This window comes from Streptomyces sp. NPDC090741 (assembly GCF_044769045.1).
Lineage (GTDB): Bacteria > Actinomycetota > Actinomycetes > Streptomycetales > Streptomycetaceae > Streptomyces.
This window is the reverse complement of record NZ_JBIVXF010000004.1, coordinates 26,117-41,037: the sequence shown is the minus strand read 5'-3', so window position 1 is coordinate 41,037 and position 14,921 is coordinate 26,117. Positions and strand designations below refer to the sequence as shown.

The window sequence follows — 14,921 nt, the reverse complement described above, 5'->3', positions numbered from 1 at the left end:
GAGTCTTGGCGGGTTCTGCCGACTTCGACCTGTACCGCCCGGCCGAGGAGCACGACATGCTCCGCGAGTCCGTCCGCTCGCTCGCCGAGGCGAAGATCCTGCCGTTCGCCGCCGCGGTCGACGAGGAGGCACGCTTCCCGCAGGAGGCCCACGACGCGCTCGTCGCCAACGACCTGCACGCCGTCCACGTCCCCGAGATCTACGGCGGCGCCGGCGCGGACGCGCTGGCCACCGTGATCGTGATCGAGGAGGTGGCCCGCGTCTGCGCGTCCTCCTCCCTGATCCCGGCCGTGAACAAGCTCGGCTCGCTCCCGGTGATCCTCTCCGGCTCCGAGGACCTGAAGAAGAAGTACCTCGGCCCGCTGGCCAAGGGCGACGGCATGTTCTCATACTGCCTCTCCGAGCCCGACGCGGGCTCGGACGCCGCCGGCATGAAGACCCGCGCCGTGCGCGACGGGGACTTCTGGGTCCTCAACGGCGTCAAGCGCTGGATCACCAACGCGGGCGTCTCCGAGTACTACACGGTCATGGCCGTGACGGACCCGGAGAAGCGCTCGAAGGGCATCAGCGCCTTCGTCGTCGAGAAGTCGGACGAGGGCGTCTCCTTCGGCGCCCCGGAGAAGAAGCTCGGCATCAAGGGCTCCCCGACCCGCGAGGTCTACCTCGACAACGTGCGGATCCCGGCCGACCGCATGATCGGCGCCGAGGGCACCGGCTTCGCCACGGCGATGAAGACCCTCGACCACACCCGCATCACCATCGCCGCCCAGGCGCTCGGCATCGCCCAGGGCGCCCTGGACTACGCCAAGGGCTACGTCCAGGAGCGCAAGCAGTTCGGCAAGCCGATCGGCGACTTCCAGGGCGTGCAGTTCATGCTCGCGGACATGGCCATGAAGGTCTCGGCCGCCCGCGCCCTGACCTACCAGGCCGCCGCCGCCTCCGAGCGCGGTGACGCCGACCTGACGTACCTGGGCGCGGCGGCCAAGTGCTTCGCCTCCGACATCGCCATGGAGGTCACCACGGACGCCGTCCAGCTCCTCGGCGGCTACGGCTACACCCGCGACTACCCGGTCGAGCGCATGATGCGCGACGCGAAGATCACCCAGATCTACGAGGGCACGAACCAGGTCCAGCGCATCGTCATGGCCCGCAACCTGCCGTAGCAAGGTTTTCGCAGGTCAGCCGCCCTCTCGGGTGATCGGGGAGCGGCGATCGGCTTCGGTCCGTTCGGGCGTTCCGGGCATGAACGGCAAGGCCCCCGGCGTGATGCCGGGGGCCTTCCGTATGGGCCGGGCCAGGCGACTTCGTCCCGCTCGGTGGGGTCGTCCGAGCGGGGGCCGACATGGTCCATTGCGGGCATGGCCCCGCGGCGACTCGGGGCTTTCTCATATGCGGAGTTCATGTCGGTGAAGCTGTTGACGGTGGCTGGGCTTGGTCTCCCCTTACGGCGCGGACCAGGAGCGTGCCTGTGGTGCGCTTGTCCTCCTCAGGGGCCGGGAGCACAGCAGCGGTCACTTCGGGGAACCCGTACTCCTTGAGGAGCGAACACCAGACATCGGGCTGGTAGTCCCACCGCTTCACGATGGCGGGGTCTTCCTCGGGGCCGCGAGGGATGTACGACGCTTGGCACCCGTAGCAGCCTTCGACAGGCGGCCGCTGAGAGAAGGCGAACACGCCGCCCGGCTTGAGGGCGGCGTGAACGATGGGGAGCAGTAGGCCGGGGTCGGTGAACCAGGCGACGCCGAAGACGCTGAACATGGCGTCGAAAATGGTGGAGGTCTCGCCGAGGTGGGCCAGGGCCTCGCCCTGGTGCAGTTCCATGCCGCCCACGTCCGGCCACCGCTCTCGGGCCTTGTCGAGCTGCTTCGCGGAGATGTCCACGCCGATGGCCTTGATACCGAGGGTGGCAAGGTGGGCGAGGTTTCCACCGGACCCGCAACCGAGGTCGAGTGCGGTGTCACCCGGGTTGAGCGCCAGCACTTCGGAGCCGGGGCCGTGGTCGGGGTATTGAGTCCAGTTGAACCAGGTGGTTTCACCCTTGGCGTTGGTCTGCCTTCGCTGGGGCTTGCTCTGCGAATAGGTGTCCCATGCGGCACGGCGAGCGTCAGTCATCGGTGTCCGTTCTCGGTCATGGCGGCAGCCGCCCGGCACGATACCGGGCGGCTGACGCGGAGTGACCGGCTACTTGCTGACGGGGCTGTCAGAGCACCCGGCGTAGGACTGGGTGCAGTCGGCCGCGCCGTCGAGGGGCCAGAACTCGGGGTCGGTCCGGTATCCGGCCTCGCGGATCAGGCCGACCGTCCGGCGCATCGCGGCCCGGCCCTCTTCGGGGTTGTGGCCGCTGTTGCGGTCCGGGAAGTGGTGGATGAACCCGCCGCCGAGCGCATCGCAGAAGTCGGCGTACGGCTTGGTGTGCAGCACGAACACGTGCCAGAACAGATCCACGCGGAGGCTGGGGGTCACCTTCTCCGTGGTGGTCGCGGCGACGGCGAGGAACGCGGCGAGCTGCTCCACGCCCCGGTTGCCCTGGGCGTCGGTGATCTCCGGCCAGTAGTCCTCGCGGACCATGGTGATGAGGTCGGCCCCGAGGCTGGGGCCGATCAGGTTCAGGGTGCTGGTGGTGTCGTGCCGGGTGATCGTCACTGTTGTGCCTTCCTTGTCGTTACGGAACCTCGGGGGCACTTGCAGGGGGGCAGGCGCCGGACGCCATGGGGGTGAGCGGCTTCTCGGCGCTGTTGCTCGGGTAGGTCACCGCGTTCGTGAGGTAGATGTTCCCGCCACCGGAAGGGCAGAGCGACGACACTTCGGGCGTCAGCTCGGCGTCACTCGGCAGGGCGTCATTGACGCCCCCAGGGGCGTCAAACCGGTGTCATTACAGGGGGGTTGGGTCTAGCTTTGACCTCGTGACGACGACCGCCGTGGTGCCCAATGATGTGCTGCGGGCCGTGCGTATCGGCTTGCGCTTGAGCCAAGACGACTTTGCCAAGGCCCTGCGCCGGGCAGGGGAAGAGCTGGGAGAACCCAACGAAGCGTCGAAGCGTCTGGTGCAGCGCTGGGAGTCAGGTACGAGCAAGACACCCCGAGGCGTGTACGCGAGGGCGTTGGAGCGGGTCACAGGCCGACCCGTCGAGGCCCTGGGGTTCTCCCTGCCCGTGCCGATGGCGAGAGTCCACGCAGACGGGACAGGAGGGCACGACATGGATACAGGGGCAGAGGGTGTCACCTCCGCCGCCGTGGGGGCTCAGTCGGCTGCACCGAGCGTCGCGGAGACGTTCGCGGGGGTATGGCTCAGCCGGTACGAGTTCTACTCGTCCAGCCGGGGAGACACGTACGAGGGCAAGCACTACGTTGTGATCGTCCAGCACGGCAACCGGCTGACCGCTCAGAGCCTGCCGGGGGCATCGTCGAACCCGGACAGCCCGCTCACGCTAGACCTGACCGTTGACCGCAACGTGGTGACCGGGTCATGGGTGGAGCAGACCGCGTCGGACGGCTACTACAACGGGGCCCGCTACCACGGGGCCGTTCAGCTCCTGGTCGAGCCGACCGGCCGACGGATGGCCGGGAAGTGGGTCGGCTTCGGGAAGGACTTTGACGTGAACACAGGGCCGTGGGAACTGCGGCTTGTGGACAAGTCCACATCGAAGGCGACGTTGGAGCGATACAGCCGCGCCCCCGAGTAGTCCGCAACCTGCCGTAAGCCCGACTGACCTGCGGTCCCGTGAGCGGCCCCCGGCATTGTGCCGGGGGCCGTTCGTGTTGCCGCGATTTGTCACCCACATGGGTCTAGACAGGGGGCTGTCCCCGGGCCGGGGCGGTGGGGTGGGGGCACGATCGGCTGGGGTCGTGGTTTCAGTCGTACGGCCCGCACGTGTGTGGTGAGGTGAGGGGACGGAACGCCAGTGACGGACAGCGCAGGCATACCGGGCGGCACCGAAGCGGCCGGAGGCTCCTCGAAGCCTCCGCGCGGCCGCCGGCGCCGCCTGCTGCGCTGGATCGCGCTCGGGCTGGCCCTGCTGGTCCTGTGCGGGGCCGCGGCCGGCTGGTGGCTCTACCGCAAGCTCGACGGGAACATCACCGAGGACACCTCCGCGGCGGCCGAGCTGGAGCGCTACGAGCGCGAGCGCCCCACGCACGCCGTGGGCGGTTCGCAGAACATCCTGCTGATCGGCTCGGACTCGCGCTCCGGCAAGGAGAACGCCCGCTACGGGCAGGACCGCGGCACCGAGCGCTCGGACACCGCGATCCTGCTGCACCTGCCCGCGGACCGCAGGAGCGCGACCGCGGTCTCGATACCCCGGGACCTGATGACCAGGATCCCGGCCTGCCTGACGGCGGACGGGAGCCGCAGCGCCGAGCGGCTCGCGCAGTTCAACTGGGCGTACGAGTGGGGCGGGGCCGCCTGCACGATCCGTACGGTCGAGAAACTCACCGGAATCCGGATCGACCACCACATGGTGGTCGATTTCGTCGGGTTCAAGAAGATGGTCGACGCGGTCGGCGGGGTGGAGATCTGCCTCAAGCAGCCGATGGACGACTCAGAGGCGAAGCTGAAGCTCCCGGCCGGCCGGCAGACCCTGCACGGCGAGCAGGCCCTCGGCTTCGTCCGCGCCCGCTACAGCCTGGGCAACGGCAGCGACACCGAACGGATGGAGCGCCAGCAGCAGTTCCTCGGCTCGCTGGTCAAGAAGGTGCAGAGCACCGGGGTGCTGCTGAACCCGGGCCGGCTGTACCCGCTGCTGGACGCGGCCACCTCCTCGGTGACCACGGACCCGGGACTGGCCTCGCTGCGCGGCCTGTACGAACTGGTACGGGGCGTCCGGGACATACCGGCCGAACAGGTCAAGTTCCTGACGGTGCCCCGCCGCCCGTACGCCGCCGACCCGAACCGGGACGAGCTGGTGCAGCCGGGCGCGGCCCAACTCTTCGAGCAGTTGCGGACGGACAGGCCGCTCACGGTGACCCCGCCGACGGCCGAAACCGAACGGGCCCCGGACACCGCCCGCGCCGCCGAAGGCGAGGCCTCGGCGACCCCGAAGGGAACCGGATCCGCCCCCGCGCCCGTCCCCACCTTCACGGGAACCACGGCCGGCACGGACGACTGCCGGTAAAGCAATCCCCAAAGCCGGTGTCCCAACCGAAGGTCTTGAGGGGTTTGCCCCGTTATAAGGGGAGTGGAATTTGTCACCACCATGGTTTGCAGTTGACCAGGGCGGATATGGTGAGCGATCCGGTGCCCAGGCCAGAAAAGAGGCCGTGCACCAGCAGCCGGATCGTTGACCGGGCGTCTTGGGGGAGGCGCGTCGCGAGGCACCGACGGAGGATTCGAGCAACCGTGGATGCGCAAAGCCGTGGGCGGGCAGACGAGATCGACCCCGCAGACCAGTGGGTGCTCAACCCCCGCACTGGCAACTACGAACTGCGACTGGACCGTTCCGCTGCGCAGCAGCAGCCCTCCGTCGCCGCACCTCGCAGACCGTCTTCGGCCCGCGCCGGTGCGCCGGGCGCGCCGGCGGCCCCCAAGACCCCGAAGGCCCCGTCCCCGGCGGTGCCCGGGCCGCGGCGTGGCGAGGGTCCGCCCGGGCGGCGCGGCGGCCGGCCGCGCAAGGGCGGCGGAGGCGGCGGCGGCCGGCGCAAGAGGATCCTGGTCGTCACCGGCGGCACGCTGGCCTTCCTGCTGGTCGGCGGTTCGGTGGGCGCGTACCTCTACTACGACCACCTGAACAACAACCTCAACGTCACCGACGTCGGCGACGCGGGCACGGGCGGGTTCAAGAAGGACCAGCCCATCAACATCCTGGTCATCGGCACCGACAAGCGCAGCGGCGCCGGCAACGAGGGCTACGGGGACGCGGACAGCGTCGGCCACGCCGACACCACGATCCTCTTCCACGTCTCCAAGGACCGCAGCAACGCCACCGCGCTGTCGATCCCGCGCGACCTGATCACGAACATCCCGGCCTGCCCGACGAAGCAGCCGGACGGTTCGTCGAAGACCATCCCCGGCGAGAAGGGGATCCGGTTCAACATCAGCCTCGGCCAGGAGGGCCGCGACCCGGGCTGCACCATGCGTACGGTGAAGGAGATCACCGGGATCACCGTCGACAACTTCATGATGGTCGACTTCAACGCGGTGAAGGTGCTGAGCACGGCGGTCGGCGGCGTTCCGGTCTGCCTCGCGAAGCCCGTGGACGACAAGGACTCCAAGCTGAAGCTGGACGCCGGCGAGCACCGGCTGCAGGGCGAGCAGGCCCTGGCCTTCGTACGGACCCGGCACTCGTTCGGCAACCACGGCGACCTCGACCGGATCAAGACCCAGCAGCAGTTCCTGGGCTCGATGATGCGCGAGATGAAGTCGAAGGAGACGCTGACCAGTCCGAAGAAGTTCTTCTCACTCGCGGAGGCGGCCACCAAGTCGCTGACCGTCGACTCCGGCATAGGGTCCATCGACAAACTCACCAGCCTCGCCGGTGAGTTGAAGGACATGGACCTGAAGAACATCACCTTCACCACGCTCCCGGTGCTCGATAACCCGGCCGAGCCCGAGGGCAAGAAGGCGACCGTCGTCGTCGACCAGCGCGTGGCCGACCCCCTGCTGAAGATGATCCAGGGCGACGTCTCGCTGACGGAGGTCGAGAAGAAGGAGCAGGCGGCGAAGGACGCGGCCGACGCGGAGGCCAAGAGCAAGGCGGACGCCCTGCTCCAGGGCAACCGCGCGCCCGCCGGCGACGTACGGGTGGACATCTACAACGGCGGCGGCCCCGGGGGAGCGGCCTCCGCCACCGTGAACTGGCTGCAGAACGGCAAGGGCGTCAACAAGTCCAGCAACCGCGGCAACGCGCCCGCCAAGGTCGACGCGACGCAGCTGGAGTACGCGCCCAACCAGGCCGACCAGGCCCGGGCGCTGGCCGACATCATGGGGCTGCCGGCCACGGCACTGAAGATGGGCTCGGCGGACGCCGCGCCCAAGACTCCGATGAAGCTGACGCTCGGCGCCGACTTCAAGGGGGCGGGGATCTCGCTGACGGCGCCGCAGAAGGCGCCGGAAGAGATTCAGCGGGTCGAGGCCGACAAGGCGATCTGCGCCAAGTAGGCCTGGCAGGGCAAGCCGAGCACGACCGAGCAAGGCAAGCAGGCCGGCCCGTGCCGGTGGAACCTGCACCGGCACACCACGACACGAAGTGAATCTTGAGGGGGACGTGTGAGGCACAGCAGCGTGCGAGGGGAGGGGGCGCCCGCCCGGTCCGGTGAGATATCCGGCGGCGGGTCCGGCGCGTCCGCCGCCGTCCCCGGACCGAGAGGCGGGGCCGGCGATGGCGCCCCCCAGCGCCGCGGCCGGCGGCGGGTGCTGCGCTGGGTGTCCTCCGTACTGTCGCTCCTCATACTCGCGACGGCGGCGGGCGGCTACCTCTACTACCGCCACCTCAACGGCAGCATCAAGACGGACGTCCTGAACCTCGGCGAGAACAAGCTGGGCGGCTCCAAGCCCAACGCCTTCGGCCAGACCCCGCTGAACATCCTCCTCATCGGCTCCGACGCCCGTGACGACGCGGCCAACCAGGCCCTCGGCGGGGCCAAGGACACCTTCGGCGGCCCGCCCCTCGCGGACGTGCAGATGCTGCTGCACCTGTCGGCCGACCGCAGCAACATGTCGGTCGTCTCCATGCCGCGCGACACGATGCTGATGATGCCGAAGTGCACCGAGCCGGGCGGCCAGGTCCACCAGGCCAGCCGGGGCCTCGTGCAGACCAACGAGTCCCTCAGCCGGGGCGGGCCGGGTTGCACGGTCGCCGCCTGGACGGAGCTCACGCACATACCGATCGACCACTTCATGATGATCGACTTCAAGGGCGTGGTGACGATGGCGGACGCCATCGGCGGCGTCCCGGTCTGCGTCCAGCAGAACGTGGAGTCGCGCACCCGCGAAGGCAAGGGCTCCGGCCTGAAGCTGCCCGCCGGTACGAACACCATCCAGGGCGAGCAGGCCCTCCAGTGGCTGCGCACCCGCTACGGCTTCGAGGACGGCACCGACCTCGGCCGCACCCACGCCCAGCACATGTACATGAACTCGATGGCCCGTGAGTTCCGCAAGAACGCCAAGCTCAGCAACCCGATGAAGCTCAACAGCCTGGCGCAGGCGGCCATCAAGGCCATGGTCGTGGACCCCGGCCTGGACAAGATCGACAAGCTGTACGACCTCAGCGTGGAGCTCAAGAAGGTCCCCACCGGGCGGATCACCATGACCACCATGCCGTGGGTGTACAGCACCCGCGAGGAGGGCCGGGTCGAGCCCAAGCCGGTCGAGGCCGAGGCCCTGTTCCGGATGGTCCGCGAGGACATCGCGCTCGACGGCAAGGGCTCCGGGAACCCGAACCCGGACGGCACCCCGTCCTCGCCGGCCGCCTCCCCCTCGACCGCGCCCCCGTCCCAGCCGGCCGCCGATCCGGCCGCGCCCCCGGCGAAGATCGCGATCAGCGTGCGCAACGCGACCGGCGGCAAGGACGGCGCCCAGACCCGGGTCAAGGGCCGGGCCGACGATGTCGCCGGCCTCCTGGTCGGCAAGGGCTTCACCAAGGCCCTCTCCACCACGCAGACCGGGGCCGAGGACACCACCGTGGTCCGTTTCTCCAGCCCCGGCCAGGCGGGTGACGCGGCGGCCGTGGCCACCGCGCTCGGCCTGCCGGCGAGCGCCGTGGAGAAGACCGAGGACGTCACCGGGATCGTGCTGTTCGTCGGCAAGGACTGGCGGACCGGCAACGCGCCGACCCCGCCGCCGCCCGCCCCGACCAAGGCCCCGGACTCCGCCCGTCCGCTCAACGGCGACGACGACAAGGAGTGCATGGCGATCCAGCCGGGCTTCACCTGGTAGGACCCGTACACCCTGGCAGGACCCGTACACAACGAAGGGGCCCGGTGGCGCTGTCGCCACCGGGCCCCTTCACATGTACGTACGCGGCCTGCTCAGACCCCGCTGGCCAGGTCCCGGCGCACCGCCGGGCGGCGGCTCGCGATGACCTTGGCCGCGAGCGAGCGCGGGCTGGTCAGGAAGCCGAAGCCCCAGGACATGTGCATGGTGGCCATGGCCACCGGGATCTGCGCCCGCGCCTTCAGGGAGAGCCCCTTGCCGGCCGGTATCGAGCCCACGGTGACCGCCGCGAGGTAGCCGGCCGGGACCACGAACCCCCACGGGCTGACGGCCGCGCCGACCACGACACCGGCGGCGATCGCGCACAGGGCGGTCGGCGAGGCGAGGTAGCGAAGGTTGATCGAGCCCGAGTGGTAGCGGGCCACCACGTGACGCCAGCGGCCGTAGTCCTTGTACTGCTTGGCGAGCGCCCGTACGGAGGGCCGCGGCCGGTACTGCACCTTCAGCTCGGGCGAGAACCAGATGAGCCCGCCGGCCTCGCGGATGCGGAAGTTCAGCTCCCAGTCCTGGGCGCGGATGAACTCCTCGTTGTAGCCGCCCGCCCGCTCCAGCGCCTCGCGGCGGAAGACACCCAGGTAGACGGTGTCGGCCGGGCCGGCCTTGCCTCCGGTGTGGAAGGCGGCGTTGCCGACGCCGATCTTGGAGGTCATCGCCGCGGCGACGGCGTCCTCCCAGGCGTTCTCGCCCTCGGCGTGCATGATGCCGCCGACGTTCTGCGCACCGGTCTCCTCCAGGAGGCGGACCGCGGTGGCGATGTAGTTCGGCGAGAGCATGCCGTGGCCGTCGACGCGTACCACGATCGGGTGACGCGAGGCCTTGATGGCGGCGTTGAGGGCGGCCGGGGTGCGGCCGGAGGGGTTCGGAACGGTGACGACGCGGGGGTCCTCGCGTACGAGCTCGGCGGCGATCTCGTCGGTGCGGTCCTTGGACGGCCCCAGCGCGATCACCACCTCCATCTCACCGGCGTACTCCTGTCCGAGGATGTGGCGGACGGAGTCACGCAGATGGCGCTCCTCGTTGAGCACCGGCATGATCACCGAGACTGCGGGCTGCTGGGCGGGCATGTGGTCCTTCAAGGTCGGGTATCGGTGTCACGTTACCGCGTACGGGGGAAACGGGTGCGCGCCGCATGATCGGTAGGGACAGCAGCTGATCGTATGGGCCTACTGTTCTGACGATCTGCCCGATGTGTTCGGCTCTGATGCGCCTGGCCCTGATGTATCCGGTTCGTTCCTGTCGGCCCTGCTGCCCCCGCGGAGGTGTCCCCCGTGCCCCAGCCGCACCGTCCCACCCGACCCGCCCGGCCCCCGCGGCCGCAGCGCGCGCGGCGCGGCGGTGCTCCGGACCGGCGCCGGGGGGACGACCGGCCCCGGTGGGGGGTACGGCTGGCGGCCGGGCTGGCGGTGGTGGTACTGGGCTCCGGGGCGATCGGGCACGCGGTGATGACCGGCCTGGACACCGGGATCGAGCGGGTGGACCCGTTCAAGGACATGAAGAACCGGCCGCAGGCCGGACACGGACTGAACTTCCTGCTGGTCGGCACCGACGGACGGGACAAGATCACCCCCGCGGACAAGCGCGAGTACCGCCTCGGCGGCGCCCCCTGCCACTGCACCGACACCGTCATGCTGGTGCACCTCTCCGCCGACCGGGAGCGGGCCAGCGTGGTCAGCCTGCCCCGCGACAGCTACGCCGAGCTGCCCGCGCACCGCGACGAGTCCAGCGGGGAGCAGCACGGGCCGCACCCCGTGAAGTTGAACGCGGCGTACGCGGAGGGCGGGCCGCAGCTGACCGTGCGGACCGTCGAGAGCATGACCCGGGTGAAGATCGACCACTACCTGGAGGTCGACTTCACCAGCTTCATGAAGACGGTCGACGCGATGGGCGGCGTGGAGATCTGCACCGCCAAGGCCCTGCACGACCAGAACACCGGCCTGGACCTGGTGCCGGGCAGCCACCGGCTCAGCGGCGGACAGGCCCTGCAGTACGTGCGCTCGCGCCATGTGGACGGAGCCGCCGACCTCGGCCGGATGCAGCGCCAGCAGCGGTTCGTCGCGGCCCTGATCAAGCAGGCCGCCGGCGGCGGGGTGCTGCTGAACCCGGTGAAGTTCAAGGAGGTCAGCTCCACGCTGCTGGGCTCGGTCCGGGCCGACCGGGGCTTCGGCTCGGAGCAGATGCTGGCCCTGGGGCAGGCCCTGCGCGATTTCACCCCGGCGTCGTCGGAGTTCGCCTCGGTCCCGATCGGGAACCCCTCGTACCCCGTCAAGGGCATCGGCTCGACGGTGAAGTGGGACGAGCCGAAGGCCGCGAAGCTCTTCGAGGCGCTGCGCCTGGACCGGCCGCTGGCCCCCGCCGTGCCGGGGCGGCAGCCCGCGCGCCGGCCGCAGCGGCAGCCCGCGGTGCCGGTGGACGTACCGCCGCAGCAGATCCGGGTGCAGGTGGAGAACGGCACCCGGATCGACGGGCTCGGCGGGCGGGTGGACACGGCGCTGCGCGCCACCGGCTTCGACACCACCCGGGCCCCGGGCAACGGCGCGAGCCGCGACGTCAAGCGCACGGTGGTCGCGTACGACCCGCGCTGGGACCGCTCGGCCCGTACGGTGTCCACCGCGCTGCCCGGCAGCGAGCTGCGGGCGGTGGCGGGCCAGGGGCGGACGGTGCTGGTGATCGCCGGGGCGGACTACCGGAAGGTGGTGCCGGTCCGGCCCGAGGACCCGTACCAGGGCCAGTACGGGGTGGTCACGGGCGACCAGGTGATCTGCGGGCAGTGACGGGGGTGACGGGTGTCACGGGCAGTGACGGATCTCAGTCGTCGTCGAAGCCCTGGGCCGCGCGCTCCTCGCGCAGCGCCATGATCGCCCGGCGCCGGGCCAGCCGGTGCGTGCGGCGGATCTGGGCCTCCTGGTTGCGTCGCCGGTCCTGGTCGGTCTCGGGGAGCACCGGCGGGACCGTGCGCGGCTTGCCCTCGGCGTCCACGGCGGTGAAGACGAGGTAGGCACTGCCGACCTGGGTGGCGGGGGTGGACTCGTTCCACCGCTCCGCCAGGACCCGTACGCCGATCTCCATGGAGGAGCGGCCGGTCCAGTTGCACTGGGCCTTCACGTGGACGAGGTCGCCCACGCGGACCGGGGCGAGGAAGGCCATCTCGTCCATGGACGCGGTGACGGCGGGGCCGCCGGAGTGGCGCCCGGCGACGGCGCCCGCCGCGTCGTCCACCAGCTTCATGATCACGCCGCCGTGCACCGTGCCGAGGAGGTTGGTGTCGTTGGCCGTCATGATGTGGCTCAGCGTGGTCCGCGAGGCCGAGATCGGCTTGCCCTGGGGTTCGCCGGCCGTCGCGCCCGGTATCTCTGTCATGCGCCCACCTTAAAGCCGGCGCGAAAGCCGACGCGCAGGCATCAGCTCTGCAACAGCACCGGAACGAAGCTCCGCCCGGACTGTCGGGCACCGTATCCGGCCAGGCATCCTAGGCGGCATGAGTGAGTGGCCCGAGGGGCGCAACGACAGCGGCGACGACCGGTACGGACACGGCAGCGCGCAGGCGCAGCCCGAGGGTGCCCGGCGCATGCCGCACGTCCAGCGTCGGCAGCAGCGGCCGGTGCCGCCGCAGCAGCAACCGCAGCGACCGGCGCAGCCGCCGGCCCGGCCCGGGCAGCCGCCCGCGTACGGGGTACCTCCGCAGCAGGCCCCGAGCCACGACACGTACGGCGGCTACGACAGCGGCTACAACACCGGCCATGTCTACGGGCGGCCGCAGAGCACCCCGGCGGGTCCGGGCGGCCCGGGTGCGCCCACCGGTCCCGGAGGCCCGGGGGGTCCCGGCGGGCGGCCGGGGCGGCCGGCGGGACCGGCCCCGGACTGGCGCAAGCGGATCAAGATCGGCTCCATCGTGCTCGTCACGGCGCTGCTCGCGACCACCATCGGCACGTACTTCTGGGCCGACTCCAAGGTGCGCCGCGAGGTCGACCTCTCCAAGGTCATCGAGCGCCCGAAGGAGGGCGACTGCACGACGTACCTGGTCGTGGGCTCCGACAGCCGCGAGGGCCTGTCCGACGAGGACAAGAAGAAGCTCCACACGGGCTCGGCCGAGGGCAAGCGCACCGACTCGATGATGATCCTGGCGGCCTGCTCCAGCGGGAACACGATGATCTCGCTGCCGCGCGACTCGGACGTGGAGATCCCGTCCTTCGTCGGCTCCGAGTCCGGGAAGAAGTACCCGGGCACGGGCAAGCACACCAAGCTCAACGCGGCGTACGCGGACGACGGCCCGGAGCTGCTGGTGCGCACCGTGGAGCACAACACGGGCCTGCGCATCGACCACTACGCGGAGATCGGCTTCGCCGGGTTCGCGAACATCGTGGACGCCCTCGGCGGTGTCGACATGAACATCGAGAAGGGCTTCAAGGACGAGAAGTCGGGCGCCGACTTCAAGGCCGGCGAGCAGACCCTCAACGGCAGCCAGGCGCTGGCCTTCGTCCGGACCCGGTACGCGTTCGCCGAGTCGGACCTGGCGCGTACGAAGAACCAGCAGAAGTTCCTGTCGACGCTGGCCAACCAGGCGGCGACGCCGGGCACGATCCTCAACCCGTTCAAGCTGTACCCGGTGTTGGGCGCGGGCCTGGACACGCTGGTCGTGGACAAGGACATGTCCCTGTGGGACCTGGCCGACATGTTCTTCGCGATGAAGGGCATCAGCGGTGGCGAGGGCGTGTCGATGAACATGCCGATCGCGGGCGAGCGCGGCGGCAACCTGCTCTGGGACAAGGCGAAGGTGCAGCAGCTCGTCAAGCAGATCCAGAACGACGAGAAGGTCACGGTCACGGCCAACTAGCCGGATACGACGGTGCCGCCGACCCCGTGGGGCCGGCGGCACCGTCGTGTCGTACGCCGTTACCGGTCGGAGGAGAAGCGGACGGCGGCGGAGGGCAGTTCGGCCCCGCACCACACCCGCGCACCCGCGCGCAGTTCGTTGTCCGAGCCGACGACGGCCCCGTCGCCGAGGACCGCGCCGTCCAGTACGGTCCGCATGCCCACCGATGCGCCGACGCCGATCAGGCTGGCGCGTACCTGGGTGTCCGCGGCGATGACCGCGCCGTCGAGCACGATGGAGCCGTCGACGACCGCGCCCGCCCCGATACGGGCTCCGGCGCCCACGACGGTGCCCCCGGACAGCTTGGCTCCGGCCGCCACCTCGGCGCCCGGGAGCACCAGGGATTCGCCGCGCGGGCCCGGGACGGCCGGGGAGGGGACGACTCCGCGCACGAGGTCGGCGGAGGCCTGGACGAAGGACTCGGGCTTGCCGAGGTCCAGCCAGTACGTGTTCTCGGTGACGCCGTGGAGCCGGGCCCCGGAGGCGAGCAGACCGGGGAAGGTCTCGCGTTCGACGGAGACGGGGCGCCCGGCCGGGATGGAGTCGATCACGCTGCGGCGGAAGACGTAGCAGCCGGCGTTGATCTGGTCCGTGATGATCTCCTCGGGGGTCTGCGGCTTCTCGGTGAAGGCCAGCACCCGCCCCTCGGAGTCGGTGGGGACCAGGCCGAACGCGCGCGGGTCCTCGACCCGCACCAGGTGCAGGGAGACGTCGGCGGCGGCCGCCCGGTGGGAGTCGACGAGTCCGGCGATGTCGAGGCCCGTGAGGATGTCGCCGTTGAAGACGAGGACGGGCGAGTCCGGCCCGCCGGTCAGCCGCTGCGCCGCGTTGCGGATGGCTCCGCCGGTCCCCAGCGGCTCGTCCTCGACGACGTACTCCAGCGAGACGCCGAAGGCTGAGCCGTCGCCGAAGTACGGCTCGAAGACCTCGGCGAGGTAGCAGGTGGCCATCACGATGTGCGTGACACCGGCGGCGGCTGCCCTGGCTATCTGGTGGGCGAGGAACGGAACACCGGCCGCGCGCACCATCGGCTTGGGGGTGTTGACCGTGACGGGGCGCAGCCGCGTCCCCTGCCCCCCGACCAGCAGGATGGCTTCCAAAATTGTTTCTCCCCACCCGGTTCGG

General features: G+C 70.5%; 12 protein-coding genes. 7 read left to right on the top strand and 5 right to left on the bottom strand.

The window, feature by feature from the left end:
• The first annotated feature begins 5 nt into the window (after positions 1-5).
• Complete coding sequence (locus ACIQU4_RS12310) at positions 6-1,163, top strand: acyl-CoA dehydrogenase family protein (protein WP_030156437.1); 1,158 nt, start codon at positions 6-8, stop codon at positions 1,161-1,163.
• 235 nt (positions 1,164-1,398) lie between these two features.
• Here the strand turns inward: ACIQU4_RS12310 and ACIQU4_RS12305 are convergent, their stop codons facing one another.
• The gene (locus tag ACIQU4_RS12305) at positions 1,399-2,112 is read right to left on the bottom strand and encodes a class I SAM-dependent methyltransferase (protein ID WP_403728605.1); all 714 of its coding nucleotides are present in this window, start codon (positions 2,110-2,112) and stop codon (positions 1,399-1,401) included.
• A gap of 69 nt (positions 2,113-2,181) precedes the next feature.
• Positions 2,182-2,643, bottom strand: a complete 462-nt coding sequence (locus ACIQU4_RS12300) for a glycine-rich domain-containing protein (RefSeq protein ID WP_403728603.1) — start codon at positions 2,641-2,643, stop codon at positions 2,182-2,184.
• Between the two features lie 260 nt (positions 2,644-2,903).
• On the opposite strand from ACIQU4_RS12300, the gene ACIQU4_RS12295 reads away from it, so the two are divergent.
• From ACIQU4_RS12295 to ACIQU4_RS12280, 4 genes are all read left to right on the top strand, one after another.
• Positions 2,904-3,683, top strand: coding sequence for a helix-turn-helix domain-containing protein (locus ACIQU4_RS12295; protein ID WP_403728601.1), 780 nt, complete (start codon positions 2,904-2,906; stop codon positions 3,681-3,683).
• Positions 3,684-3,902: 219 nt separating this feature from the next.
• The gene (locus ACIQU4_RS12290; protein ID WP_403728599.1) at positions 3,903-5,111 is read left to right on the top strand and encodes an LCP family protein; all 1,209 of its coding nucleotides are present in this window, start codon (positions 3,903-3,905) and stop codon (positions 5,109-5,111) included.
• Positions 5,112-5,335: 224 nt separating this feature from the next.
• The gene (locus ACIQU4_RS12285; protein ID WP_403728598.1) at positions 5,336-7,093 is read left to right on the top strand and encodes an LCP family protein; all 1,758 of its coding nucleotides are present in this window, start codon (positions 5,336-5,338) and stop codon (positions 7,091-7,093) included.
• Between the two features lie 123 nt (positions 7,094-7,216).
• Complete coding sequence (locus ACIQU4_RS12280) at positions 7,217-8,869, top strand: LCP family protein (RefSeq protein WP_403729565.1); 1,653 nt, start codon at positions 7,217-7,219, stop codon at positions 8,867-8,869.
• A 92-nt stretch (positions 8,870-8,961) separates the two neighbouring features.
• Here the strand turns inward: ACIQU4_RS12280 and ACIQU4_RS12275 are convergent, their stop codons facing one another.
• Positions 8,962-9,990 (bottom strand): glycosyltransferase family 2 protein, encoded by a 1,029-nt coding sequence (locus ACIQU4_RS12275; protein WP_403728596.1) that lies wholly within the window; start codon positions 9,988-9,990, stop codon positions 8,962-8,964.
• Positions 9,991-10,194: 204 nt separating this feature from the next.
• On the opposite strand from ACIQU4_RS12275, the gene ACIQU4_RS12270 reads away from it, so the two are divergent.
• Entirely contained in the window at positions 10,195-11,697 is a 1,503-nt protein-coding gene (locus ACIQU4_RS12270; RefSeq protein ID WP_403728594.1) for an LCP family protein, read from the top strand.
• 34 nt (positions 11,698-11,731) lie between these two features.
• On the opposite strand, the gene ACIQU4_RS12265 is transcribed toward ACIQU4_RS12270, so the two are convergent.
• Positions 11,732-12,283, bottom strand: coding sequence for an acyl-CoA thioesterase (locus ACIQU4_RS12265; protein ID WP_053693655.1), 552 nt, complete (start codon positions 12,281-12,283; stop codon positions 11,732-11,734).
• Positions 12,284-12,401: 118 nt separating this feature from the next.
• Here ACIQU4_RS12265 and ACIQU4_RS12260 point away from each other — a divergent pair, with 118 nt between their 5' ends.
• The gene (locus ACIQU4_RS12260) at positions 12,402-13,757 is read left to right on the top strand and encodes an LCP family protein (protein WP_403728592.1); all 1,356 of its coding nucleotides are present in this window, start codon (positions 12,402-12,404) and stop codon (positions 13,755-13,757) included.
• A gap of 59 nt (positions 13,758-13,816) precedes the next feature.
• Here the strand turns inward: ACIQU4_RS12260 and ACIQU4_RS12255 are convergent, their stop codons facing one another.
• Positions 13,817-14,899, bottom strand: a complete 1,083-nt coding sequence (locus ACIQU4_RS12255) for a sugar phosphate nucleotidyltransferase (RefSeq protein WP_403729562.1) — start codon at positions 14,897-14,899, stop codon at positions 13,817-13,819.
• Positions 14,900-14,921 lie beyond the last annotated feature (22 nt).

Bases quoted from the DNA above. Each gene is read 5' to 3' on its own strand.
- ACIQU4_RS12305 (WP_403728605.1), bottom strand. From the start codon at position 2,112: ATGACTGACGCTCGCCGTGCCGCATGGGACACCTATTCGCAGAGCAAG.
- ACIQU4_RS12265 (WP_053693655.1), bottom strand. From the start codon at position 12,283: ATGACAGAGATACCGGGCGCGACGGCCGGCGAACCCCAGGGCAAGCCG.
- ACIQU4_RS12260 (WP_403728592.1), top strand. From the start codon at position 12,402: ATGAGTGAGTGGCCCGAGGGGCGCAACGACAGCGGCGACGACCGGTAC.
- ACIQU4_RS12275 (WP_403728596.1), bottom strand. From the start codon at position 9,990: ATGCCCGCCCAGCAGCCCGCAGTCTCGGTGATCATGCCGGTGCTCAAC.